Source organism: Exiguobacterium sp. s91 (assembly GCF_018618915.1).
Classification (GTDB): domain Bacteria; phylum Bacillota; class Bacilli; order Exiguobacteriales; family Exiguobacteriaceae; genus Exiguobacterium_A; species Exiguobacterium_A abrahamii.
The window spans coordinates 1,169,758-1,192,329 of the sequence record NZ_JACSMZ010000001.1 but is presented as its reverse complement, the minus strand read 5'-3'; the positions used below and the strand labels follow the sequence as shown (position 1 = coordinate 1,192,329).

31 protein-coding genes are annotated in these 22,572 nt (G+C 45.2%); 12 read left to right on the top strand and 19 right to left on the bottom strand.

Annotated elements, in window-relative coordinates; all coding sequences use genetic code 11:
• Window positions 1-11 precede the first annotated feature (11 nt).
• Genes KNQ06_RS05995 through KNQ06_RS05985 form a run of 3 tightly spaced genes read right to left on the bottom strand, consistent with a single transcriptional unit; the run spans window position 12 to window position 2,438 of the window.
• On the bottom strand, window positions 12-452 hold the full coding sequence (locus tag KNQ06_RS05995; protein WP_167507577.1) for an NUDIX domain-containing protein: 441 nt from the start codon (window positions 450-452) through the stop codon (window positions 12-14).
• A 10-nt stretch (window positions 453-462) separates the two neighbouring features.
• The gene (locus KNQ06_RS05990; protein ID WP_214723371.1) at window positions 463-834 is read right to left on the bottom strand and encodes a hypothetical protein; all 372 of its coding nucleotides are present in this window, start codon (window positions 832-834) and stop codon (window positions 463-465) included.
• Window positions 834-2,438, bottom strand: coding sequence for a M3 family metallopeptidase (locus KNQ06_RS05985; protein WP_215147528.1), 1,605 nt, complete (start codon window positions 2,436-2,438; stop codon window positions 834-836). Before KNQ06_RS05985 ends, KNQ06_RS05990 begins: the two co-directional genes overlap by 1 nt.
• A gap of 159 nt (window positions 2,439-2,597) precedes the next feature.
• On the opposite strand from KNQ06_RS05985, the gene KNQ06_RS05980 reads away from it, so the two are divergent.
• Entirely contained in the window at window positions 2,598-2,804 is a 207-nt protein-coding gene (locus KNQ06_RS05980) for a helix-turn-helix transcriptional regulator (protein ID WP_023468455.1), read from the top strand.
• Window positions 2,801-3,499, top strand: a complete 699-nt coding sequence (locus tag KNQ06_RS05975) for a DUF3169 family protein (protein WP_215147526.1) — start codon at window positions 2,801-2,803, stop codon at window positions 3,497-3,499. Before KNQ06_RS05980 ends, KNQ06_RS05975 begins: the two co-directional genes overlap by 4 nt.
• Before the next feature lie 44 nt (window positions 3,500-3,543).
• Here the strand turns inward: KNQ06_RS05975 and KNQ06_RS05970 are convergent, their stop codons facing one another.
• Entirely contained in the window at window positions 3,544-3,693 is a 150-nt protein-coding gene (locus KNQ06_RS05970; RefSeq protein ID WP_023468457.1) for a hypothetical protein, read from the bottom strand.
• Between the two features lie 100 nt (window positions 3,694-3,793).
• Between KNQ06_RS05970 and KNQ06_RS05965 the strand changes: the two genes are divergently transcribed.
• Both KNQ06_RS05965 and KNQ06_RS05960 read left to right on the top strand, forming a co-directional pair.
• Window positions 3,794-3,976 carry a hypothetical protein gene (locus KNQ06_RS05965; protein WP_023468458.1) on the top strand — a complete coding sequence of 61 codons (183 nt, stop codon included), beginning with the start codon at window positions 3,794-3,796 and terminating at the stop codon, window positions 3,974-3,976.
• Between the two features lie 6 nt (window positions 3,977-3,982).
• Entirely contained in the window at window positions 3,983-4,843 is an 861-nt protein-coding gene (locus KNQ06_RS05960; protein WP_215147524.1) for an NAD-dependent epimerase/dehydratase family protein, read from the top strand.
• 47 nt (window positions 4,844-4,890) lie between these two features.
• On the opposite strand, the gene KNQ06_RS05955 is transcribed toward KNQ06_RS05960, so the two are convergent.
• On the bottom strand, window positions 4,891-5,865 hold the full coding sequence (locus KNQ06_RS05955) for a phosphotransferase (RefSeq protein WP_215147522.1): 975 nt from the start codon (window positions 5,863-5,865) through the stop codon (window positions 4,891-4,893).
• 101 nt (window positions 5,866-5,966) lie between these two features.
• Between KNQ06_RS05955 and KNQ06_RS05950 the strand changes: the two genes are divergently transcribed.
• Window positions 5,967-6,368, top strand: coding sequence for a VOC family protein (locus tag KNQ06_RS05950; RefSeq protein ID WP_149427488.1), 402 nt, complete (start codon window positions 5,967-5,969; stop codon window positions 6,366-6,368).
• A 110-nt stretch (window positions 6,369-6,478) separates the two neighbouring features.
• Here the strand turns inward: KNQ06_RS05950 and KNQ06_RS05945 are convergent, their stop codons facing one another.
• The 8 genes from KNQ06_RS05945 to KNQ06_RS05910 all read right to left on the bottom strand — a co-directional run bounded on the left by KNQ06_RS05945 (window position 6,479) and on the right by KNQ06_RS05910 (window position 12,795).
• Entirely contained in the window at window positions 6,479-7,930 is a 1,452-nt protein-coding gene (locus KNQ06_RS05945) for a 6-phospho-beta-glucosidase (RefSeq protein WP_214805039.1), read from the bottom strand.
• A 14-nt stretch (window positions 7,931-7,944) separates the two neighbouring features.
• Window positions 7,945-9,783: a beta-glucoside-specific PTS transporter subunit IIABC gene (locus tag KNQ06_RS05940; RefSeq protein WP_215147520.1), complete on the bottom strand. Its 1,839-nt coding sequence runs from the start codon at window positions 9,781-9,783 to the stop codon at window positions 7,945-7,947.
• Between the two features lie 170 nt (window positions 9,784-9,953).
• Window positions 9,954-10,796, bottom strand: coding sequence for a BglG family transcription antiterminator LicT (gene licT, locus KNQ06_RS05935; protein ID WP_149427491.1), 843 nt, complete (start codon window positions 10,794-10,796; stop codon window positions 9,954-9,956).
• Window positions 10,797-10,971: 175 nt separating this feature from the next.
• Window positions 10,972-11,325 (bottom strand): DUF2178 domain-containing protein, encoded by a 354-nt coding sequence (locus tag KNQ06_RS05930; protein ID WP_149427492.1) that lies wholly within the window; start codon window positions 11,323-11,325, stop codon window positions 10,972-10,974.
• Complete coding sequence (locus tag KNQ06_RS05925) at window positions 11,322-11,537, bottom strand: helix-turn-helix transcriptional regulator (RefSeq protein ID WP_149427493.1); 216 nt, start codon at window positions 11,535-11,537, stop codon at window positions 11,322-11,324. Before KNQ06_RS05925 ends, KNQ06_RS05930 begins: the two co-directional genes overlap by 4 nt.
• Window positions 11,538-11,593: 56 nt before the next feature.
• On the bottom strand, window positions 11,594-12,049 hold the full coding sequence (locus KNQ06_RS05920) for a GNAT family N-acetyltransferase (protein WP_244290033.1): 456 nt from the start codon (window positions 12,047-12,049) through the stop codon (window positions 11,594-11,596).
• 16 nt (window positions 12,050-12,065) lie between these two features.
• Window positions 12,066-12,410, bottom strand: coding sequence for a DUF3147 family protein (locus KNQ06_RS05915; protein ID WP_244290034.1), 345 nt, complete (start codon window positions 12,408-12,410; stop codon window positions 12,066-12,068).
• Window positions 12,391-12,795 (bottom strand): MarR family winged helix-turn-helix transcriptional regulator, encoded by a 405-nt coding sequence (locus tag KNQ06_RS05910; protein WP_149427494.1) that lies wholly within the window; start codon window positions 12,793-12,795, stop codon window positions 12,391-12,393. The genes KNQ06_RS05915 and KNQ06_RS05910 overlap by 20 nt, the downstream gene beginning before the upstream one ends.
• 142 nt (window positions 12,796-12,937) lie before the next feature.
• On the opposite strand from KNQ06_RS05910, the gene KNQ06_RS05905 reads away from it, so the two are divergent.
• Both KNQ06_RS05905 and KNQ06_RS05900 read left to right on the top strand, forming a co-directional pair.
• Window positions 12,938-13,225, top strand: a complete 288-nt coding sequence (locus tag KNQ06_RS05905) for a hypothetical protein (protein WP_149427495.1) — start codon at window positions 12,938-12,940, stop codon at window positions 13,223-13,225.
• Between the two features lie 12 nt (window positions 13,226-13,237).
• On the top strand, window positions 13,238-14,005 hold the full coding sequence (locus tag KNQ06_RS05900) for a nucleotidyltransferase domain-containing protein (protein ID WP_149427496.1): 768 nt from the start codon (window positions 13,238-13,240) through the stop codon (window positions 14,003-14,005).
• Here the strand turns inward: KNQ06_RS05900 and KNQ06_RS05895 are convergent.
• Window positions 13,994-14,704 carry an SAM-dependent methyltransferase gene (locus KNQ06_RS05895; RefSeq protein ID WP_149427497.1) on the bottom strand — a complete coding sequence of 237 codons (711 nt, stop codon included), beginning with the start codon at window positions 14,702-14,704 and terminating at the stop codon, window positions 13,994-13,996. The two genes, KNQ06_RS05900 and KNQ06_RS05895, sit on opposite strands and share 12 nt — an antisense overlap.
• 183 nt (window positions 14,705-14,887) lie before the next feature.
• Here KNQ06_RS05895 and KNQ06_RS05890 point away from each other — a divergent pair, with 183 nt between their 5' ends.
• Window positions 14,888-15,523, top strand: coding sequence for a homing endonuclease associated repeat-containing protein (locus KNQ06_RS05890; protein WP_149427498.1), 636 nt, complete (start codon window positions 14,888-14,890; stop codon window positions 15,521-15,523).
• 48 nt (window positions 15,524-15,571) lie between these two features.
• Here KNQ06_RS05890 and KNQ06_RS05885 read toward each other — a convergent pair whose 3' ends face one another.
• From KNQ06_RS05885 to KNQ06_RS05875, 3 genes are read right to left on the bottom strand one after another with little or no spacing between them, the layout of a single operon-like run.
• Entirely contained in the window at window positions 15,572-15,982 is a 411-nt protein-coding gene (locus KNQ06_RS05885; protein WP_082665915.1) for a DUF4362 domain-containing protein, read from the bottom strand.
• A gap of 17 nt (window positions 15,983-15,999) precedes the next feature.
• Complete coding sequence (locus KNQ06_RS05880) at window positions 16,000-16,461, bottom strand: SRPBCC domain-containing protein (protein ID WP_244290035.1); 462 nt, start codon at window positions 16,459-16,461, stop codon at window positions 16,000-16,002.
• A 16-nt stretch (window positions 16,462-16,477) separates the two neighbouring features.
• On the bottom strand, window positions 16,478-16,843 hold the full coding sequence (locus KNQ06_RS05875; RefSeq protein WP_149427500.1) for an ArsR/SmtB family transcription factor: 366 nt from the start codon (window positions 16,841-16,843) through the stop codon (window positions 16,478-16,480).
• Between the two features lie 136 nt (window positions 16,844-16,979).
• Here KNQ06_RS05875 and KNQ06_RS05870 point away from each other — a divergent pair, with 136 nt between their 5' ends.
• Window positions 16,980-17,834 (top strand): LysR family transcriptional regulator, encoded by an 855-nt coding sequence (locus KNQ06_RS05870; protein WP_149427501.1) that lies wholly within the window; start codon window positions 16,980-16,982, stop codon window positions 17,832-17,834.
• Here KNQ06_RS05870 and KNQ06_RS05865 read toward each other — a convergent pair.
• The gene (locus KNQ06_RS05865; RefSeq protein WP_149427502.1) at window positions 17,822-18,451 is read right to left on the bottom strand and encodes a hypothetical protein; all 630 of its coding nucleotides are present in this window, start codon (window positions 18,449-18,451) and stop codon (window positions 17,822-17,824) included. The genes KNQ06_RS05870 and KNQ06_RS05865 overlap by 13 nt on opposite strands.
• Before the next feature lie 118 nt (window positions 18,452-18,569).
• On the opposite strand from KNQ06_RS05865, the gene KNQ06_RS05860 reads away from it, so the two are divergent.
• From KNQ06_RS05860 to KNQ06_RS05850, 3 genes are all read left to right on the top strand, one after another.
• A complete protein-coding gene (locus tag KNQ06_RS05860) occupies window positions 18,570-19,337 on the top strand; it encodes an SDR family NAD(P)-dependent oxidoreductase (protein WP_215084045.1) in 768 nt (255 codons plus the stop codon).
• 63 nt (window positions 19,338-19,400) lie between these two features.
• Window positions 19,401-20,198 carry an SDR family NAD(P)-dependent oxidoreductase gene (locus KNQ06_RS05855; protein ID WP_215084043.1) on the top strand — a complete coding sequence of 266 codons (798 nt, stop codon included), beginning with the start codon at window positions 19,401-19,403 and terminating at the stop codon, window positions 20,196-20,198.
• A 26-nt stretch (window positions 20,199-20,224) separates the two neighbouring features.
• Complete coding sequence (locus KNQ06_RS05850; protein ID WP_215147518.1) at window positions 20,225-21,250, top strand: phosphotransferase; 1,026 nt, start codon at window positions 20,225-20,227, stop codon at window positions 21,248-21,250.
• 17 nt (window positions 21,251-21,267) lie between these two features.
• Here the strand turns inward: KNQ06_RS05850 and KNQ06_RS05845 are convergent, their stop codons facing one another.
• Window positions 21,268-22,515: a polysaccharide deacetylase family protein gene (locus tag KNQ06_RS05845; protein WP_251133482.1), complete on the bottom strand. Its 1,248-nt coding sequence runs from the start codon at window positions 22,513-22,515 to the stop codon at window positions 21,268-21,270.
• Window positions 22,516-22,572: the final 57 nt, after the last annotated feature.

The following is a 22,572-nucleotide window of genomic DNA, read 5'->3' as shown; positions in this document are numbered from 1 at the left end:
GCAACACTTCCTTACGAATGGATGATCTCTCCGGCAAAATCATACGGTACCGTTCGACCAGCAAAGAACGATTCTTTTGACGCTTCCGGAAGATTGAGGTGTTTGAACGCTTCATCACGATCCATCCAGACGAGTCCAGAAATCTCTTCCGGAACATTCGTCTTCAATTGACCAGAACTGATTTCTCCCGCGAAGAAGAAAAAGAGACAATGTTCCCCCGCTTGCGGGAAGAATGCTTCTGCCACATGGACGATGTCACCTGGAATGATCGTAAATCCTGTCTCCTCCAGAACTTCACGCGTGATTGCCGTATGTAGCGTTTCGTCACGTTCGACCGTCCCGCCTGGAAGTGTATAATAGTCACCGTGATCGCCACGATTCTCAACCATCAATAATTGATCGCCTGTGGTATTGAATAATGTCGTATAGACGATGTTTTTACGGATATTCATGTTCGTCCTCCTATTTTCTTCTTTCCGTCTGAATGATACAAAATAACGGATCCAGTTGAATCTCACTGATGCGGTAATATTCATCATCACTATGATCAAGTAACAGACGTTTTCCGTTTTCTTCAACATATTTTAAGGATTGAATTGTTTCAATTCGTAATCGTGACAGCGTCTCCCCAGTCGGTCGGAGGACATGGAGTTCCATTTCAGTAAATGCCGGATACAGAATAAACTGAATACGCTCTTTTGAGGAGTTGTGTAACATGTATTTAGACCGCTGATAGAATGCTTCTTCCTCCGGAAACTCAAGAATCGGCTCTACTCCGAAAAAATAGAGGCTTTCTAACTCTTCTGGTATATGAATTTTCTTGTCGTCCTTCATTATATCGATGTACCGTCCTGTAAAATTATCTTCCAAGTCTCCACTTCTGATGTCAAAAAGCTCACTAATTCGCTCACCTCTCCTTCAGTCGGCAAGAAAGATACACCCGCTCTCGCGTAGACATCTTGAACCGAATGGGTTTGACTAAGCGCCAAGGCTGCGATGAAGTCTTTCAGTGTTTGGTCAGGGTCTTTCGTGAAACGATGATACAACTGAAGAGCGGCAATCTGAGCAATCGCGTACTCGATGTAATAAAACGGTGTCTCAAAGAGATGGATGACACTCATCCATTCGTGACCTTTCCAATCGGGTGTTTCCGACCAATCGATGACGTCCGTATCGTATGATTCTCGGAAATCGGCATAATAGACATGTCGTTCTTTTGGATCATGGTCGGGGTGAGCATAGAGCCATGATTGAAAACGATCGACGATGATCGTCTCGGGTAAGAACTCGACAATGGAACGCATCTGTTCCAGTTTTGCCCGGGCAACGTCTTTTTTATCCGAAATCACCTGATGCCATTCGTTCATCGTCAACAACTCGAGCGACATGGCAGCGAACTCCCCTACTTCAAGCGGAATCGGTTGTAGTCCGTCGTACGTTTCTTTCATCGCATCATGATGGACGGCATGGCCGATCTCATGCATGAAGATGACGAGATCATCAAACGTATGGATGCGATTCATAAATAAGAACGATTGTTGTTCGACCGGTAAATACTCACAAAACCCTCCGCCGGCTTTGTTCGACCGGGCATCGATATCGAGATGATTCCTATGTCGCATTACTTTTAATATGTCCGCAAAATAGGGATGAACACTCTCGAGAATTGCTTGTGCCTTGTCTAAGAATGAAGTGTCAGAACCGGTCACGTGATGATCAATCTGTGTATAGGCCGATTGTCGGACGTCCCACGGATGGAGCGTCTTTTTGCCGAGAAACGTTTGTTGTTCGCGCTGAAATCGCCGTTTGACCGGTAGAAAGTCGGATTGAATGATAGTGGCGTAATGATTGACATCTTGACTCGTATAATCGACGCGTCCGAGTTCTGCAAAAGCTAGTTCTTCGTATCCGATCTTACCACTTGCAGTGGCACGCGCTTGTCGTAAATCAACGAGTCGTGAAAACAAGGGTTGAATGACGGATTCTTTCATGCGGAATGCTTCCTCAATCGATAAGAGCGCTTGTTTTCGAGTGGATTCATCCGCGTCAAATAAAGCAGCATGAAGATCGGAAACCGACTCTCCCGATTTTGTCAGCATCGTCGCCTCAATTCGGAGATAGTCTTGAATAAGACAAGCTTCCTCCTCTGTCGTACTTGTTGCTCTGAGTGATTGTTCAAAACGTGCTCTCGTTCGAAGTGGGACGTCATCGCGCGAGACGAGATCCATTTTTACGGAACGTCTCAACGTATCGAGCTTATCCGATAGCTGCTGACGCCCTTGTTCGTATTCAGAAGTGGTACCGGGGTCTGTGACGTCCTGGAGATACACGATTTTTTGTTTGAGCAATGTCTCTTCCATTTGGAGAATCGAAGCGATTCGATGCGCAACATCCTTATCATTATAAAAATTATCATTTACAGGTGACTGAGATTTCATCGACGGATTTCACATCTCCTTTCAACTTATTCCAGTATACAGTTTATGCCAACGATATGATCATTTTACAAATAAATGACTATCATATTGTCTTATTTGACTATTATCTTTGTCAAAAAGACCGTGATAAGTTACATTATATAGGAGGTGAATCCCTATATGAAATCCAGATTAAAAGAATTACGTGCCCGTCACGGATGGAATCAGTCTGAACTGGCACGGCGTGCGAACATTTCGCGCCAGACGATCAGCTTAATCGAACGCGAAGAATTCATGCCGTCGCTATTGATCGCTGTCAAAATTTCTCGTGTGTTTGATACGCCGTTAGAAGACATCTTTTATTTCGATGAGGAGGAATTAACATGAACAAGGAAGCAGTCAAAGTCATCATCGCAGCTTTACTCGGTTTCATTAGCAGTTATTTCGTCATGTTTGTCCTCAAAAATACCAATTTGTCACAGTTTGAACGATCGCTCTATCTTGATTACATATTCACTGGTCTTTTGGTTATCTTGACGATCTTGACTCTCAGTTACATCGTACGCTATTTACAAATTCGTCAATTGACTAAACGCTCTGTTTCTTCCGACGAAGAGGACGCGATTGACGATCAAGTGAATCGCTACTATGCGGACGGCATGATGATCGTGCAGTTCTCCAATCTCCTCAGTATCGGGCTCGCTTCTTTTAGCATCATTGAAAACCAGTTCGGTCTTCATTTGATACTGAGTGGATTCTTTTTCGTCATCAGTTGTATTTCCTCGATTTATTTTCTCAATCTTATGCGCCAGATCTATCCCAACCGCTATTTCCCAAAGTATTCGGAAAAGAACTATGCTGAAAAGCTATTCGCTGCCTCAGATGACGGAGAACGTCACGTCATGTTCGAAGGTCTGATTCGGTCACAGTCCCTGTTACAATTTTTATTGATGGGTATCATTGTCGTATTAGTCGTGTATTCGTCTGAGACCGGTCAATCTCAGATCTTTGCAATCAGCTTATTGATTATCGCCTTGATCTGGAGCAACGCAAAATATTTTCTCCATGTACGCAATCGCTAAAAAGGAGCATCCGGTCCGTCGACCGGGTGCTCCTTTACATGCCTTCAAAAATCACGATGATTTTGTTGCTGATGGACATCATGTTGATTCAATGTATATTCCTGATCGTCGAGCGATCGATGTTTCGATTGACTCCGCGCTGAAATGAACCAAACGACTCCACCAACGGCGAGAAAAATAGCAATGAAGATCATAGACACCCTCCTTTAGATTCCTTTTTTACTTTATTCTTCCAACACTCTGGTTTTTCCTTTACGATAAGATAGAAGATATTAATTTATAGGGGGCGTTAGGATGTTCGGCAAAGAACCGACATGTATGCATTGCGGCAAAACGATTGAAGGAAATGAAAAAGTCTACATCCAGATGCGCTATCCGAAACATCGCGGGATGACGGAAGTCAAAGCATACCTAAAAAGCGAAGGACGTTTCATTTGTGAGCAATGTTTCGCTGAAAAGACAGAGTCAAAGGGTTAAGCACTTATGAACCTGAAAGAGAGTACGATTTTAGTTACAGGAATGACCGGAACGCTTGGTTCTCGTGTTGCGCGACGTTTTCTAAAAGAAGCGCGTGAAGTGCGAGGTTTGTATCGCTCTCAGGAACAAGCGGATCAATACGCTTTCAAAGGTGTCCACGCAGTCATCGGTGAACTCGGTGATCCGAATTCGCTTCTTACAACACTTCAAGTCGATCTGTTGATTCACTGTGCTGCCTATCTCGGAGATGATCCCGATTTAGCACAGGAAGCAAATGTTACAGGTGTACAACATCTCGCGGATGCTGCGACAAAAGCTCGTGTCAAGCGCATCGTTCACATCTCGACGACTTCCGTGTACGGCGAAGTCGTGAGTGGACATTTTACGGAAACGTCACCGCTCTTACCGTCCGAGCACGTCTATATCCATACAAAACAGGAATCCGAACGCCTGTTACAGGAATATACACCCGATTCCGATTTAATCATCTTACGTCCAGGATCAATTTGTGCCGAGGAGCAGTCCTATTGGGGGGATCGTCAAGTCGAGCGGATGAAGGAGGCGGATGTGATTACCTGGGTGCACCCGGACGATGTCGTCCCGTGGGTCCATACGGATAATCTAGTCGAAATGATCGTCCTTGCCGCAACGAATGCGCATAATGGGGATATTTTTAATGCGATCGATGCGAATCTACCTGAGACGGATTTCCGGATGAAGTTGATCACAGCAAGTGACAAGCCGTACCAAATACCGAAGCGTGCAGCGGAACACGCGACATTTGCGAATGACCGAATCAAGCAACTTGGTTATATTCCGATTCGCACTCCTGAATCAACTATTGAACAGTTGGTCAAATCGTTTTAATAACGAAGAGGCATCGAATTCGAGTGATTCGGTGCCTCTTTTTATGCTTATCTTACGGATATCCACTTGATCCAGCGATTCCGGTCGTGCGCTCGTAATTCTTCTATCGTTAAAAGGACTTGCTTCGTTCCAAGTACTCGTTCCGCCTCAGGGATTCCACTTTTCCCAAGTGAGCGATTGAGATTAAAATTCAGCCAGTCGAGCTTTCCTTGAACACTGCTATCGATGACGTGCGTCCAGTCGACATCAGACAAACGTTGGTTTGTCGCGTAACCGTCAAGAAATGCGTTAAATCGAACGCGGTCAAACGTATTGTTTTTCAGCTTCGCCCAATAACAGGCTGTCTCGAACACGTCGACGGCTCGATGGATCAGACCCGCAGACTCCCAGTCAATCAGGACTGGACCCGTTGGTGTCCAGAGGACGTTTTTTGGATCGAGATCACGATGACTGACGATCCAGTCTACTGGCAGTTGTTTCTGTGCTTTCTGTGCTAATCTTTCAATTCGTTGCAAATGTTCCTGCTCTTCCATGAATAGCTGCAGCCACTTTCCTTGCTGCCGTTTTCCTTCTTCTAAATGACCGTTCCAATCGATTGAAGTACTTGAGGTATCCGGCTTTATGAAGCCAGTCGTCGCTATAGAAAGAGCGTGCAATCGTCCTAATTGAACTCCGATTTGTCGTGCATGTGCCGATCGAAACTGATCGGTTGATAACGTCTTGCCATCGATCCAATCAAATAAAAGGTAATCCGAGCCGTCAATCGTTTGTACCGCTTGATCGTTGACGCGACGTGCTGGTAATGCTGCTAAGTGAAATGACGCTTGCATGGCGACATCTTCTGACATTTTAAAATTTTTTCGCGCTTCAGGACGTTGCATGATGTCCGGATTCAATCGCTTTAAGACGTAAGATCCAGTCGTCGTCTGTAATCGCCATGTCTCATGCATGAGTCCGCCAGTCAATCGTACAGGTTCGCTAATCATTTGCCCTATTGTAAAACGTTCACAAATCAAATTCATCGTTTGTTGCATCCTATTCTCCATTTCGTTCGTTCCAACCGATCCATGAAATGCTACACTAGTTTTGCATGATTTCATTGAACACGAAGGAAGGTTTTAGTATGAAACAAATTCATCACATCTGTATTCAGACGACGGACTACGCTGCGTCTAAACACTTTTATGAACAGCTTGGGTTCTCCCTCGTTCAAGAGTCACCTGGTTTTCACGACCGCGCCTTTAACAGCTGGTTACGACTCGGTGATTTCTATATCGAATTGCAAACACCCAAATCGGGTCAGCCGTTCACCGATTATACGAAACAAGCAGCGGGTCCCGTCCATTTCGCACTTTACGTTGACGACTTGCAAGAAGAAGTAACACGCCTGGAACGACTCGGGATGCCTTTCCTACCGAAACACGGCGGAAACATCTACTTCGTCGTCGATGGTCATCTCAGCAAATTAAAAGCACCAGAAGGAACAATCATCGAATTACGGGATACGTTTGCGATTCATGGTTGAATATTGAAAATACCTTCATTGATGATTTTTTATGAAAGAATCTAATAATAATTAAAAAGCTAACGATTTGTAATCTAAACATTTCTAGATCAAAATCGTTAGCTATACCTTTATTTGATTTTAATATGTTTTTGATTTTCTATAAAGGCACCATTTGATGCAATTACTTTTTTATACCAATCAAATGACGCCTTTTTTTGTCTTCGATTCGTTCCACTGCCATCATCATGACGATCTACATAAATATAGCCATACCGTTTTGCATATTCTCCGGAAGAAGCACTAACGAGGTCAATACAGCCCCAACTCGTGTAACCGATAAGTTCTACACCGTCTTGAATCGATTCGTACATTGCGCGTATGTGATCTGTTAAATAAGCAATTCGATAGTCATCTTGAATGTTTCCTTCACCATCCAATTCATCAAATGCCCCTAAGCCATTTTCGACGATGAATAACGGGAGTTGATAACGGTCATATAACTGATTCGCCGTTAAACGGAGTCCTTTCGGATCAATCGTCCATCCCCATTCCGATTGATTCAAATATGGATTTTTAACAGTCGGGAACACATTCCCCGCTGTCATCTTATCCAATATTTCTGGATCAGTACTGATACAGCGACTCGAATAATAACTAAAACCAATAAAGTCCACTGTGTGGTTGCGTAATAGTTCAATATCACCTGGTTCCATCTGAATTTCAATTCCAGCATCTTTCAATTGTCTTAATGCATAACCAGGATAGGCACCGCGAGCTTGTACATCAATGAAGAAGAAATTCTCACGATCACGTTCCATCGCTTTTTCGACGTCATCTGGGTTACAGGTATAAGGATATGTCATAGCTGCTGCCAACATACACCCAACCTGAAGATCCGGTTTAATCGTATGAGCAATTTCCACGGCACGCGCACTCGCTACCAATTGATGATGTGCTGCTTGATACTGAATTTGTTGCCGATTCTCTCCTTCTGCGAATACTAATCCAGCTCCCATATAAGGAAGATGGAACAACATATTTATTTCATTGAAAGTCATCCAATAACGAACTTTTGAATGATACCGGGATACGATCGTCTTCACATATTGTTCGAAGAATGTAACCATCTTTCGATTGCGCCAACTTCCGTAATGCTTTACTAAATGAACGGGGACATCAAAGTGCGCCATCGTAACGACCGGTTCAATTCCATATTTCAATAATTCATCGAACACTTCATCGTAAAACTTCAATCCTTGTTCGTTTGGTTGTTCTTCATCACCATTTGGAAAGATACGCGCCCATGAAATCGATAAACGAAGTGCTTTAAATCCCATTTCGGCGAATAACGCAATATCCTCCTTGTAGCGATGATAAAAATCAATCGCCTCATGGGATGGATAAGTTAGTTCTGGGAGCGGCTCATAATGTGATAAGTCTCCTTTCATGACGGCTCTTCGAGTCGACCCATTAGGAATTAAATCAACGGAAGATAATCCCTTTCCATCGGATAAATAGGCACCTTCTGCTTGATTAGCAGCAATAGCGCCACCCCATAAAAAGTTTTTTGGAAATTGCATCGTCTCATCCTTTCTTATGCAAAAGCAGGTTTATTGTATTCACTTACTGAAATTTGATCTTGGTCAATCGTAATTTGTCGTTCTTCTGATAAATTCGTGAAAATCACAGGTGTGATGATGTCATAACCTTCCGCTTGAATCGATTCCATATCAAAAGTGATTAATACATCCCCTGGTTCGATTTTCTGGTCTTGTGTGACGTGTAATTCGAAGTGAGTTCCATCTAAGCGTACCGTATCAATCCCAACATGAATGAGGATCTCCATTCCGTCCTCTGACCGAATACCAATCGCATGTTTGCTTGCAAATATAGCAGTTACTTGACCTGACACTGGGGCGATTACTTTTCCTTCAGTCGGAACGACTGCGAAACCTTTCCCCATTGCTCCACTCGCAAACACACTATCCGAAACTTTTTCGAGAGACACGATTTGACCTGACACTGGGCTTGGAATCGTCATCTCTGTTGATGGACGAATATTTTTTTCCACTTCTTTTTTAATCGGATCATCTTCAAAACCAAGGATGTATGTTAAGACCATCGATAAAAAGAATGAGACACCAACACCAATTAACAACCCGTAAAACGCTGTCATACTATCTCCAATAAAGACGGGTAACGTCAATAATCCCGGAGGACCAGAAGCAACTGCTACACTTCCAAAATGTCCTACGATTCCTCCACCTACTGCTGCACTAATGATTGCTGCAATGAAAGGACGCTTTAAGCGTAACGTGACTCCATATACGGCAGGCTCTGTAATACCGAATAATGCGGTAATTCCCGTAGAACCTGCTAATGTTTTTAACTTTTTATTTTTTGATCGAAGCATGACACCAAATGATGCTCCTGCCTGTGCAAAAATTGCTGGTGCAGTTGCCGGTTTGATATAGTCATATCCTTTAGTAGCAATGTTATTGATGAAAATCGGAACAACTCCCCAGTGAATACCGAAAATGACGAGGATTTGCCATACACCGGCAATGAACGCCCCTGCTAAAATCGGATTAAATGCTAGTACCTTTAAAATAAAAGCAGCAATCAAGTCACCTGACGTAACGCCGATTGGTCCAAACACGATTAATGTCAATGGAACGATTGTAACGAGAGCAATCAAAGGAGTAACAAAATTTTTAACACTCTCATGGACATATCGATTGAAAAATTTCTCAACATAACTCATAACCCAAACGGCAAGAATGATCGGAATGACTGTAGATGTATAGGACATCATCGTCACGGGTATACCGAAGAATGTCGTCGCGACTGCATCCGCTTTCAGTTGAATGATTGTAGGATAAATTAAAGCACCCGCTACTGTCATGGCAACAAATTGATTTGCACCAAACTTTCGCGCTGATGTAACCGCTAACAAAATAGGTAAGAAGTAAAAGAGACTATCCGCTGTAGCATTTAAAATGATATAAGTTGTTTCGGTAGGAACTAACCAACCTGCATTCGTCGCAATCGCAAGTAAACCTTTCAAGATACCTGCTCCCGCCATGACACCAAGCAACGGCGTAAAGATACTCGAAATAACATCAATCGCTCGACCGAAAATATTTCCCTTTTCACTTGTCTCAGAAGTATCTGTTGATTCTTCCATCAGCTTTGTTTGTTTCCCAATTGCTTGATATACCTCAGGTACTGTATTTCCGACGACGACCTGAAATTGCCCTCCGCTCTCTTTTACAGCAATAACACCTTCTAGTTTTTCAAGTTTTAGTTTATCAGCCTTTGCTTTATCTTTAAGTACGAAACGTAGTCGGGTCGCGCAATGGACAAGTGAACTAACGTTTTGTTCACCTCCGACAGATTCAATGATTGCTTTAGCCAGTTGATCGTATTTCATAGTACACCTCCATAGTTGATAGACACAAAAAGAAACCCAGATGAGAACAAGTTACGTATTTCATAGAAATACGCATTGCTTCACCTAGGTTTCGCCTGCTTGACCAGTAACAATCCTATTAGATAAATATATATTTATTAACCACATAATAACAACAATACATTAATATGTCAATCTTTCTTTTTTTCTTTAATCAATCTTGTAATATGAACCGTTAGGTACAATTTCTCTTCATCCGTCAACCGATAATCATATTTTGTCTGAATAAAGGTAGCGATTTTTTCAGTGCAGACATAGGACTTTGGATATTGCATTTTCACTAGATCGAAAAGCGCACTCTCATCTCCTTCGTATTCCGTTCGTGTCACGAGTCGTTGTGCAAAAAATTTAAGGTGGGTTACAAAACGATGATAGGCGAGAGCATTCTCATCCCATTCTAGTGCAAAGTGGTATTTTACGAGATTCAATACTTCTTGAATGACTTTTGTCATTGAGACGATGTTTGGCATCTCTTCGTTTAATTCAGCATTCACGATATGAAGTGCAATATAGGCTGCTTCGTCTTCAGGTAATATGATATTGAATTTTTCTTCAACCAGTTCAAGCGCTTGCAGACCAACACTAAACTCATCTTGATATAAACGTTTAATCTCCCAAAGCAATACATTTTTGATCTCTAAGCCTTTTTCATGACGTTCTAATGCAAAATGTAAATGATCAGCAAGAGCGATATACACAAGTTCATTGAGTTTTTTCCCGAGCGTCAATTTAGCAATCGTTACGATATCATCAGTCAAGACGATGATTTCTTCAGGAATTTCTTGAAGTAGTAATTTAAATCGTTCATGATTACCTGCATCATCGAGATAAAAGACTTTTTCCACATCGGAGGCTAATATCTTCTGTCCTGAATTCCGTTTAAAGCCGATTCCCTTCCCCATGACGACTCGCTCACGCCCTGCTTCGTCAAATACACTGATGACATTGTTGTTGAAAATTTGATGAATGATCATCGGTGACCTCCTTTCAAATCAGAAAAATAGAAAAACCCAAATCAAACGTCACTCACGGTTCCAGTGATCGCTGATTTGGGTTTCGCCTGCTTGACCAGTAACAATCCCTATTCCATTACATTCTATATCATTGTTGATAACGGTTACAAGTATCATTTTTATAAACATTCATTCCTTACATCTTTCGGTTCACGTACAGCAATACAAGCGGAAAGAATAAAAGTTGTCCTCCTAATGCTAATAACAGAGCAAATTGAATGTCTTTTATGATCGACAGATTGACGAGAATCAAGATCAAGAAAAGATATCCGATACTTACGAGATAAGCGATATGTCCACTACGGATTTTAATCTCTCCTTGGCGCTCATCATACGGTTCCGTTGGCGAGAATACCGTTCCTGTGATACGTGACGTGACGCCAGCTAAAACGAGGATAATCCCAAGAGTTTTAGCCGCCGGATCTGTCATCGTTAAGTACAGACCTACTCCAATTAAAATGAAGTCTAACAACACATTAACTCGCTTCATTCTATTCCCTCCTCGTTCGTTCGATTCGGTGTAAAGATGTCTTCGATTCGCCGTTCAAACAGATCAGCTAGTGAAAACGCGAGGTCGAGTGACGGATTATACCGCTCTTTTTCGATGGAAATGACCGTCTGACGCGACACGTTCAATCGTTTTGCCAGTTCGCCTTGCGACCAACCTCGTTCTTCGCGCATCTTCTTGACCTTATTTTTCATGATTTCACCTCGTAGTCCCACTATATGTAAATAACATACCACCTGTAAAGTTTCCTTTACACCCTCTTCATACGCTCCCACATGGTATACCGATCGTCTCTCCCGACCTGAATCAATCCCGCTTTTTCGAGTACTCGGATTGATGCTTGATTCGTCGACTCCGTCTTCGCAAGTACCCCTGTCACTTCCGTTTGTTCAAACGCCCATTCAATCAATGCTTGAACTGCTTCCGTCGCAAACCCTTGATTGAGATACGCTGGTAACAGACCATAACCGATTTCGACCGCTTGTCGTATGTCCGGCTTCCCCTTGAATCCGATATCCCCGATTACTTGACCATCCTTTGTCATGACGAGCCAGCTGCCCCAGTATAGCAGCGAGGGATCTGACGCGAGTAACGTCAAGTGATGCTGAACTTCCGGTCCGTTATCGTAGTGCTGTTGTTGTAAACGTGTCACGTCATTCGCTGTACATGGATAAATCGTCAATCGCTTTGTTTGAAGGGTTATCATTACTTTGTCTCCTTTTTTAGGTTTGCCACCACTGTTGTAGGTGACGTTGGATATACCAACAAGCAATAAAAAAGCTCGTTGCACCGAGTATACTGTAAAAAATAGGAATGCCTAAGCGAATCAATCCATATAAGACGGCAAGCAATAAGAACGTCGCTGGTAATCCGAGTAACACACTCTTTAAGAATGTACTCAGTTCTGCCCGTTCACTTCCCTGTTTAACGAGCCAGGCAAAGCTAATCAGACTGACGACGGGCAATGCAGACAACACGCCTCCCAGTGACGGTGAACGCCGGGCGACTTCCGTGACGAGACCGATGACCAGTGCGCTCGACAGCACCTTAACGAGAAAAGCAGTCATCTGCCGCCTCCCGCAACAATCGAAACGCCTGTTCAATCGCCTGTTGATCTGTTTTTGACATCGTAGCAAAGACTTGATTCAACCGTTCAGGATCGAGTTCCGTATGACGACGAACGATTGTATCTCCTAAGTCTGTCAAACCAATCGTCACTTGGCGTTGGTCTTCTGGATTCCGTTTTTTTTCGATATAGCCTAATCTGTCCAACTTTTTGACGTGCTCGGACGTCGTATTATGTGAGAGGCGAAATGCCTCGGCAATCTGCTTGATCGTCGGACTCACCGCAAATTGAATGTATTGCAAAATACGCACACTTTGGTGAGACAGGTTTTCCTCGAACCTAGGATGTAGTTGATAATAGATTTTTGCAAAATCAGCTGAAATCATGATGCTCCCCCTTATATCGTATAATCCGAATATATCGTAAATTACGATATATAACCAGAGAAAGAGGTATTTTCATGAAAAAAGTGTTAGCTACTATCGTATTGATCATTCTTTTCTTAGTGGATGCTTAGCGGAGACGACGATGACAACGACAGACCTCATCGCGGCAGAAGCCATTGAACAAGATCAAGACGTCATCCGCTTGAACGATCGCGTGTACCGACTAGATCAGGTCGTAACCGTCTCCGATCTTTTCTTGACTCCTGGTCCACGTGTTCAAAAAATAGCACCCGAAAAGACGCTCGAGGACGGCATGGCAACTCGTCTTAAGAGCGGTACGGTCATCTATCAAGAAAAAGATGATACGATGTTTATATATGTGCAGCGAAACAAGAAGTGGTATCGCTATCAATCCATCCCTGAAGGATGAGGAGGAAGACAGATGCAGTATCCAACGACATTTGGCACGAAAAATGGCTACATCCACAATCCGACTTCCGCTGAAGCGATTCCTGTCCGTTATCGTGCCGTGATTCGAGACGTCGTCGCCTATTTACAAACCTTATCCGTGTTTCATGGCGTGTACTTGTATGGCAGCGTCGCAAAAGGAACGGCGCGTCCCTTTGAATCCGATCTCGATTTTACACTGATTTTGACAGAACCGTTGACGGAAGAAGAACACATGCAGTTAGATAAACGGACGGAAGATTGGTTGACGGACTATCCATTCGTCACCAAAATCGATTATGACATCGGTCTGCTTGGCGACGTCATACGGGATGACGAAGCACTTCGCTGGGGCGTCTGGTTGAAATCCGTCAATTTGTTTTTGGCAGGCGAAAATCTCCAAAGTCGATTTCCGTCCCTTCGTCCGACACGCGCTCTTGGCTTCGCGTTAAACAGTGGGTTATGCGAGCAGTTGAAAACGGATTTATTTCTCCTAGAAACAGGTCGGGTCGCTCTGCTTCATTCGGATTCGATCGTGAAACGGATTGTTCGGAGCGCCTATCACCTCATCTTAGAGGAAGATCAAAGCTTCGTGCATGACCTAGAGACACTCCGCTCGATCCTGCTTCATTATTTCCCTGATGAACCGCGCTTTTTGTCACTGTTCGCCGCTTACGATACACACCAAATCGTATCGCTAGAGGATGTCCATTACTTTGTAGACTGGTTCATGTCTCGAATGCCGGACGAATCAATCCTTTAATCGAAACAAACCGGTCCACAGTCCAGTATGACCAAATAATGCCTCTGGATTGTCGACGGGTTGCATTTCCGTTAGTTCGATGACGTCGAATGCATCGAATATAGAGAGTAATCGCTCTTTCGTGTAACTGAGTCCGCCTTGGAGACTATTTTCTTGATAGACTTCCCAGTCCGTCAACGTCGCCCCGCCAAGCGGACCGCCCGCAACAAAACACGTCAATCCGAAATATCCTCCTGGTCGCAACATCTCCTTCAGTCGCGTCACATAAGTCACACGTCGATGTGGCGCCATATGATGAAAACAGCCGGAATCGTAAATGAAATCATATGTATTCTGTTCGGTCGTCTCTAGAAAATCTTGCTTTCGAAACGCAACGTGCGCTCCAGTCTGTTGTGCTTGTTCCGTTGCCCAGTCTAACGCGGTTGCTGAGAGATCCAGTCCCGTCACCGAGAAACCGTGTGTTGCGAGATAGATCGCATTTCGACCCGGTCCTGTTCCGAGATCTAACGCATCACCAGGCGAGAGCCAGCCCTCTTCGACGTAGCGAACTAAGTTCTCGTCCGGAATGTTCTTAAAAAACGGGACCGGTTTCGACCGATCTTCATAGAACTTGTCCCAAAACGGTTCTGGTTCACGCAATCGTGCGTCGAGCATCTTTAAAATATCCTCCATCGTATTAATCGTCTGTGTTTCTGTCATTGATCAGTTCCCCCTCTTTTCTTCTATAATATTGTATTCGTGTTTCATCTCTGATTTTCCTGTATTTCCCGGATAGAAATGCGCTATTTTTCTTACCTTACGATATTGTTAGTATGTTCTCGCAATCGCTCATGCTACACTAGCCTGTAATTGGAACAACCATTCAAAAGGGAGATATCTTGCATGCGTCAACATCCGACTTCCACTTCCACCTTAGCAACGGATGAGAAGATCATCCGCTTGATTCAAGGTCTTCATCAAATGCACCATTCACCTATGAAAGCTACCCATTATCAAAAGTTAGCAGCTCAACTTCCTTACCCTTCGCTTGAAGAAATCAATGCCCGATTCGGTTCGTGGGCACACTTGTTAGAACGAGCTGGAATCGTCAAGACTTCCCATTTATCGACGAAAGAACGCATGACGTTGAACCGTCCCGCCGCGGTCAAGCGAACGAAGCGGTGGTCGATCGAAGAGAGCGTCGCTTTTTATGTCGCACAAAAAGGAACGAACATGACGATTCGCTCCTACACGGAATTGCGGGATCTACACCCAGAAATGCTGAGTGCGAATACGATCATTCGTCGGTTCGGCACCTGGAAAAAGGCCTTGGCACACTTCGATCTCACCTCGAACGGCTTCTTCACCGATCAAGACTGCTTAGACGCTCTTCAACAAGCTGCTGCCACACATGGACCGCTTCTGACGAGTCAGCAATATGCCAAGTGGGCGCGTGCGCACCAAGCACCTTCACTGACATTGTTGATTGAACGCTTCTCCAGTTGGCGCGAAGCCTTACGTCGGCTCGACAGCGAATAAAAAGGATCGTGCCCGCTGATTGATTCGACGGGACACGATCCTTTTTGATTATTGTTTTGGCAATCGTAGCAGCTCATGATCCTCTCCTTCAGCGCATTGACGTAACGTGTAGGTTGCCTTCTGCTTCACGATTGTCTTGTCGAGTTGCTGACAGACTTCGTTTTTACGATCATCGTCTGTCGTACCGAACTGATCACGCGATGAATCGGACGTATAGTGATACGACTTGCCCTCATACTTGACGTCATACAACACCGGATCGCCTTCAGTCGTAAACGCCGTGATGCGAATCTGATCCGATTCCCCTTGCTTCGACTTCTTCAAAAAGGACTCGAATCGGTCGCTGTTCGCAACATCCTTCTGGACGATGATGTCGCCGTTCTCCTTCGCCTCTTCCATCGTATACTTTCCGCAACCGGCTAAACAAAGCATACATACTATAAGACTGAGCTTCCGCATCCCTCACCGACTCCTTCTCACTGTTTCACTAATAGACGATCGAGGCGATACAGTTGCGACGTAAAGCCCTCCTTCATCCCCATACCGAGCACTTCTTGCACGGCTGCTTCTGTCTCATAGGTTGACTCGAAGACGATCAACGTCGTCTCCCCGTGGTCGAGAAATGTCGTGATATTCTCGCTTCCTGGTAAATGTTCAGAGATCGCCCCTGACGCGTCCGAGAAATAATCGGCATGACTATACGTGTTCGGAGCATCGATGTGTCTGAAAATCGCTTTCCCCCACGACTCCATGCCGTAAAAGTCACCTTGCGTCGGATCAATACAGCGCATGCAATAATGCCACACACCACCTGGTTGAAACTCAAACGTCTCGATCGTCGTCTCCCAGCCTTCCGGTCCCCACCACGCTTCAAGCTGCTCTTTTTCCGTGAATGCGGCAAAGACGCTATCTCGCGGCGCCTCACACGTCCATTCCATTCGTAGAGTCTTCCCCTCAATCGAAGTCTTCAATTCCTTTTTCATTGGTCCCGTCTCCCTTCACGTTCGACTGAATCTGCTTCAAATGTGCGTCTAGACGATGCATGCGGGCTTCCATTCGCGCAAGCGAGTTGCTCCACATGACGAGCTCTCGAAACGCTTCTGGGCGAAGGCTATACAAGCGACGATTCGCCTGCCGTTCGACAGTGATTAGTTCCGCGTCAAGCAACAGCTTCAAATGCTTCGAGGTTTGCGGTTGGCGTATCTGTAGTTGTTCAGCTAACTCATTGACGGAGCGAGGACCATCTCGTAACGCTTCGATGAGTTGGATCCGTGTCGCATCTCCGAGAGCTGAGAATCGTATTGGTATCCGATCGTTCATATCCGTTCACCTCTTCATTTTATATATTCCCACTTTAGAATATTCCAAACTAAGAATATAAAAAATGCAAAATGATTGTCAGATGCGTTCAAATGGCGTAAGTTCTAAACAACCTGTATGAAAAGAGCGTGAACCAATGAAGACCGAATGGATGGAAGCATTCCTCGTCACCGCGGAGACCGGTAGCCTGACGAAAGCAAGCGAAGTACTGCATATGACGCAACCGGCGTTAAGTAAACAAATCAAAAGTCTTGAGAGTGCACTCGAAGTCTCGTTGTTACACCGTTCGGCACATGGTGTCACGTTGACGACAGCTGGCGAAATCGTCTTTGAAGAGAGTCGCGAACTGCTTGACCGGATCGATCAGATGAAACGACGGATCGGTACGATTGACGAACGGACGACGTTGACACTCGGATCATGGCCAAGCGTCGCGATGACGTATCTCCCGCGTCACGTCTCGCGTCAAGCGACGGTCCCGGATCTCAAATTGAAGACGGCGCATACGACGATCGATTTGATGCAAGGTCTTGAAGAACGGCGATACGATGCTGTCTTACTCGACGATCGTCACCATGTCCATCCGTATCATACGACGCATTTGTATACGGAGAACTTTTTGCTTTATGTGCATCAAGACGATGAACGATTTATAGGCTGTACGTCTGTGGCGTTTGAGCAAATTCGTGACGCCTCTTTCTTATCGCTTCCGATCGATTGTGATTCGACGAACATCCTAAAGGACGCGTTCATCGAGCGAGGTGCCGTCTACCAAGCAGAAAACGAGATGGAATTCGGTTCAAGCGTCCTCGGTTTCATCCGTGCAGGGCTCGGTATTGCCCTGTTGCCGGAGATTTTCCAAGACGGACTATCCCCAGAAATCAAGACGTTACCGGTCGACGGGTTTGATGTCGTCCGTGAATTGTCACTCGTCTCACGGGACGCCTCTCATCATGCGATTCTGCTTGATTTACTTGGTCAGTCGCGCTGAAGGTGCACTTGTAGTTCATGCCTCAGCCCATCGACTTGATCTTGTGAAATCGCCGAATCCGGTGTGTCACCGTACCGGACGAGATGGTAGATCGATGGATCAAGCGTGACATCAATCCGTTGTAACCATTCGCCGACCGTCTCTTCGGAGCGGCGGCGTTTTTGTCGTGTCAGTTGCCGATCGAACGTTTGTAACAGACGGCGAATCTCTGACTCTGATTCTTCACCAACAAGTGTTTGTCGTGTCGAACGATTTGGGGAAAACACCGGCGGCGGATCCATTAAATCGTCGATTACATTCTCTCGTTTGCGTCGTTTTCGCAAACGCTTCAAGAAATATCGCACACTGAAGATGACAATCAGTAGTATGATAAGACCGACGACGCCATAAAAGGTAGCAACACCTAAGGCATCCTTATCCGCAAATCCCCCGCTTTGGATGTCCATTTTTTGCTTGGTCGGTTTTCCTTCTTCTTTCCCGCCTCCATCAAACATAAATCGGGCTTGATAGGTTGCCGGATCATAAAAGAAATAACGATAGACTTCGGTACCGACTAGTTGAATAGCAGCAAGGCTCACGAGTGCTATACATAATGTCACAACTAAACCACGCTTCATCTCATCCCTCCTTTTCAATATTTTACCATCTCCACTTTACTATGGAGTGATTTTTCTTTCTTTTCAGTCAATTTTTCATTAGAGTAAGTGGTGACTCTCAATAAAAGGACGTGACATCATGTATCTTCCAAGTTTTTCGTTAACCGATCAGACATTTCTTATCACTGGAGCTGGACGAGGCATCGGACGCGCGCTCGCCATCGGGATGGCAGAAGCCGGTGCTAACATCATTCTCGTCGCCCGGACGGAACGGGATTTGAAGGAGACGGCACAAGAAATCGAACGACTCGGTCGAACGGCTTACATCTTCCCGTGCGACATCACTGACCGGAAACAAGTCGTCGAGACGGTAGCTCGTGTCTACGAACAAGTAACGCAGATTGATGGGCTCGTCAACAACGCTGGAATGAACATTCGCTCGAAGGCACTCGATGTGACGGAAGACGAGTGGGAAACGATCCAACAGACTAATCTGAAATCCGCCTTCTTCTTTGCTCAAGAAGTTGGTAAACGGATGCAGGAGACAGGTGGAAGCATTCTGAACATCGCCTCGGTTGCTGGTCACGTCGCCTTACGGACCGGTGTCGTGTATGCGACGACAAAAGCGGCAATGATTCAGATGACGAAAGTACTGGCGCTTGAATGGGGACCACAAAATATTCGCGTCAATGCAATCGGACCGTGGTATTTTAAGACACCATTAACAGAACCATTGCTGGAAGATCCTACATACCTGCAAGAGATCGTTGACGTGACACCGCTCGGTCGAGTCGGTGAATTAGAAGAACTGGTTGGACCAGCTGTCTTCTTATCGTCTGCTGCAGCCCGTTACGTGACCGGACAAACGCTTTATGTCGATGGTGGGATGACGATTAAAGGTTTTTAAAGACAGAAGAAGACGGATGCGCATCTGCCCATCCGTCTTCTCGTATCTGAAAGGAGTTTCATCATGTCAAAACGGATTGCACTCGTCGCTGGCGCCTCCCGTGGTGCCGGACGTGGCATCGCATATGCCTTGGGTGACGCTGGAACGATTGTCTACATCACGGGACGGAGTACGAATGAACAGACAACGGACAACCGTAGAGAGACGATCGAAGAGACAGCTGCTGGTGTCACAGCACGCGGCGGACTTGGCATTCCCGTCGTTTGTGACCATACGAATCAAATGGACATCGATCGTCTGATTCAGCAGATTCAGCACCAACATGGTCGAATCGATCTCCTCGTCAACTGCGTGTTCGGTGGTTCGGAAAGCCACTTGCCGTCTGGAACCGGACGACGGTTTTGGGAGCGACCACCGGAACATTGGGACGCGATGATGTCTGCCGGACCAAAAGCGTATTTGTGGACGATTCGGGCTGCGATGCCATTGCTACAACAAAGTCCAGCTGCGCTCGTCATCAATTTGACGTCATTCACTCCAAATCAGATGGCGGGAAACCTCTATTATGATTTGGCGATGCAAACGATTAATCGGATGACGCACGTCATGGCGCAGGAGTTAGCTCAGACGACCATCTCCGTTATCGCGCTCTGCCCCGGTTTCATGCGGACGGAACGGGTTGTCGATGCCGGTTTCGCGAGTGCCGCGACTGAATCGACGACCTATATCGGACGAGCCGTTACAGCGCTCATGGCGGATGACGATGTTAGCCGTTATTCTGGACAAGCCGTCTTCGTTGCCGATCTCGCGAAGACCTATCACTTTACGGATCAGGACGGGACGCAGCCACTACCGTTTTGAGCTATACCGTTTGAGGAGCGTGAACTATGTGTCCTGAAGATAATCAATTGATTTCGATCGCTCTATCACGATTTGGGATTTCATATGATTCTGCTCTAGATCATTCAATCTCTTTATCGACTTTCGGAATTCATGGTGACAAACATTATCGAATAATCTGTAATAGTAACGCTTATTCTTTACGCCTTCTTGCGGATGATCGATATAGTTTTGAGACAGAACTTGCCTCTGCATCTGATTTGAATCAGCAATTATACGCAACTGATAGGATACGTGCACACGGACTCCCCTTCATGAAACGCGTCCAACCGACAACTGACTCAAATACATTTTCATTGATTCGGGATGATGCTGGTCAAGCATGGCGCTGTGTCCTCTTTGATTGGATAGACGGCACACATATTACTGCACAAACTAAATCATCTGCGTCAAAAATGGGTGCGTTGCTCAGTCAGCTACATGATATACCGGTCGATTCACAATTTTCTTTTCCGGTCGTTGACCATACCGTCGCCTACCAAAAATGGCATCATGATCTATCAAAGTTGGGTACTGTCATCACCTCAATAGACCAACAAAGGTTAGGTAACTATCTCGATCTCGTCCAGTTCCATATCTATCAGGCACAACGCAGATTGAAGAACGATGTGCTACCTGTATTATCAACAGACCTCAATACACTAAATATATTATGGAAGAACAATCATATCGTCGGAATCGTTGATCATGAGCATATCGGTTACTCTGATCGTATACAAGACCTCGCATGGATCCTTAAATGGTACGCACGTAATGAAGGGATTCATTCTTTTAGCGTGTCCCCTGAACTAGCGCAAACGATTTTAGAAAACTATGACATGAATATTTTTGATCACGATGATTTTGTTCGACTTAAATCGTTACTCTGGCTTTCGGGTTGTTTCAATTTTCATTTCGTTCGACAAACATTTAATCTTTTATCTGATTCTATCGTTTCAAACGAGGAATTGAGCAATCACCTAGAACGTTACCGTCAAAGAGGAAAAGCTCTCCTCTCACTACTAGCTAGTTGATCAATCGAAGGACCATGTCACTTCCGTTCCGGTCGTGCTGGATCAAAGACCTCTTTCGCATCAAAGAATGGATCGAGGACGCTCGTCTTTCCAGCAACGGCTTGACGTAAACGAATCCCATCAACGTTGATTCGAGCTTGGCGGAAGTAGTCGGGTCCAACTTGTTTCCACGCATGTTGACTCGCATCAACATTGAAGAAATAACGGAAACCGCTATCGATGAGTAAACGATATTTCTCACCCGAATACTCATGCCAATCCCCGACATCACTGCCATATGGATAAATCAGTTGCGTCGTTTTTCCGATCAGCGGAGCAACGTCCTGTTTGTAGCGTTTAAGATCCGCACGAATCGTCGCGACTGATTCTTTTCCGACCCAAATATGTCCGTACGTATGACTCGCGAACTGCCAGCCGTCCTCTTTTAATGCGATGGCGGTCTGTTTCGCTTGTTTTCGTGCCGTCTCGACCTGTTTATTGTGTCCATATTGATTGTAGGAGGAACGATACCCGAGCACCCCGTTATAACCTGTGATACCAAGCAACCCTTTTGCTCCTTTATAGGAAAAGTCAGGATGCGACTGGACGAACGCATCGACGATTGGTACGAGATCATAGGCACCATCCGGCTTTCCAACCATCGCGTTGACGATTTTGCCATCCTTCACTTTTAAATTCTTCGCAAATCCATCGCCTTTCATGTATTCGTAATAATTGACGTCGTCCTGCGAGAGCACGAGCGGGTGTTTTCCTTTTGGTAAACGGACGGGTGTCTCGACGATCTTCCCGTTCACCTCTTTTGCTAAATCTGTTGGTCGGACGAGTACGTAGTTGTTTTTGTACAACGCATCCAAGATCCGTTCGAACTCCTGTTGTGTCACCATGTAATCATCGTATCCCGCTTCCTTCCGGTCACCGTCAAATGCTTGGTTTGGATCAGCAATCAATGAATGGAAAAAGAGATGTGGCACAGGTTTCGTCACAGGCAGGAGCGCCTGCTTTTTCTGTTCGTATTCCTCTTCCCTCTGTTTCGTCTCTTTTGTGCGGACGGGTTTCAACACTTTGATCGCCCGGTCATAATCGTACTGGGCAGCGTAACGATCAGCACGCTGTATCGTCTTTTCTATGTATGCCTGTTGCGAAGCTTGTCTTTTTTGCTGTGTCTCTCGTGGTTTTTCCGACTTTTTCTCGCTGACTTCGCTTTCCCCACATCCACTTAGTAGCAGACTCAGCGCCACACCGCCAATGATCCAGTTTCGTCTCATGTTTTTCGACCCCTTCATCAATTTTGACGTTTTCATTCCCCTCTATTCTAACTGTTC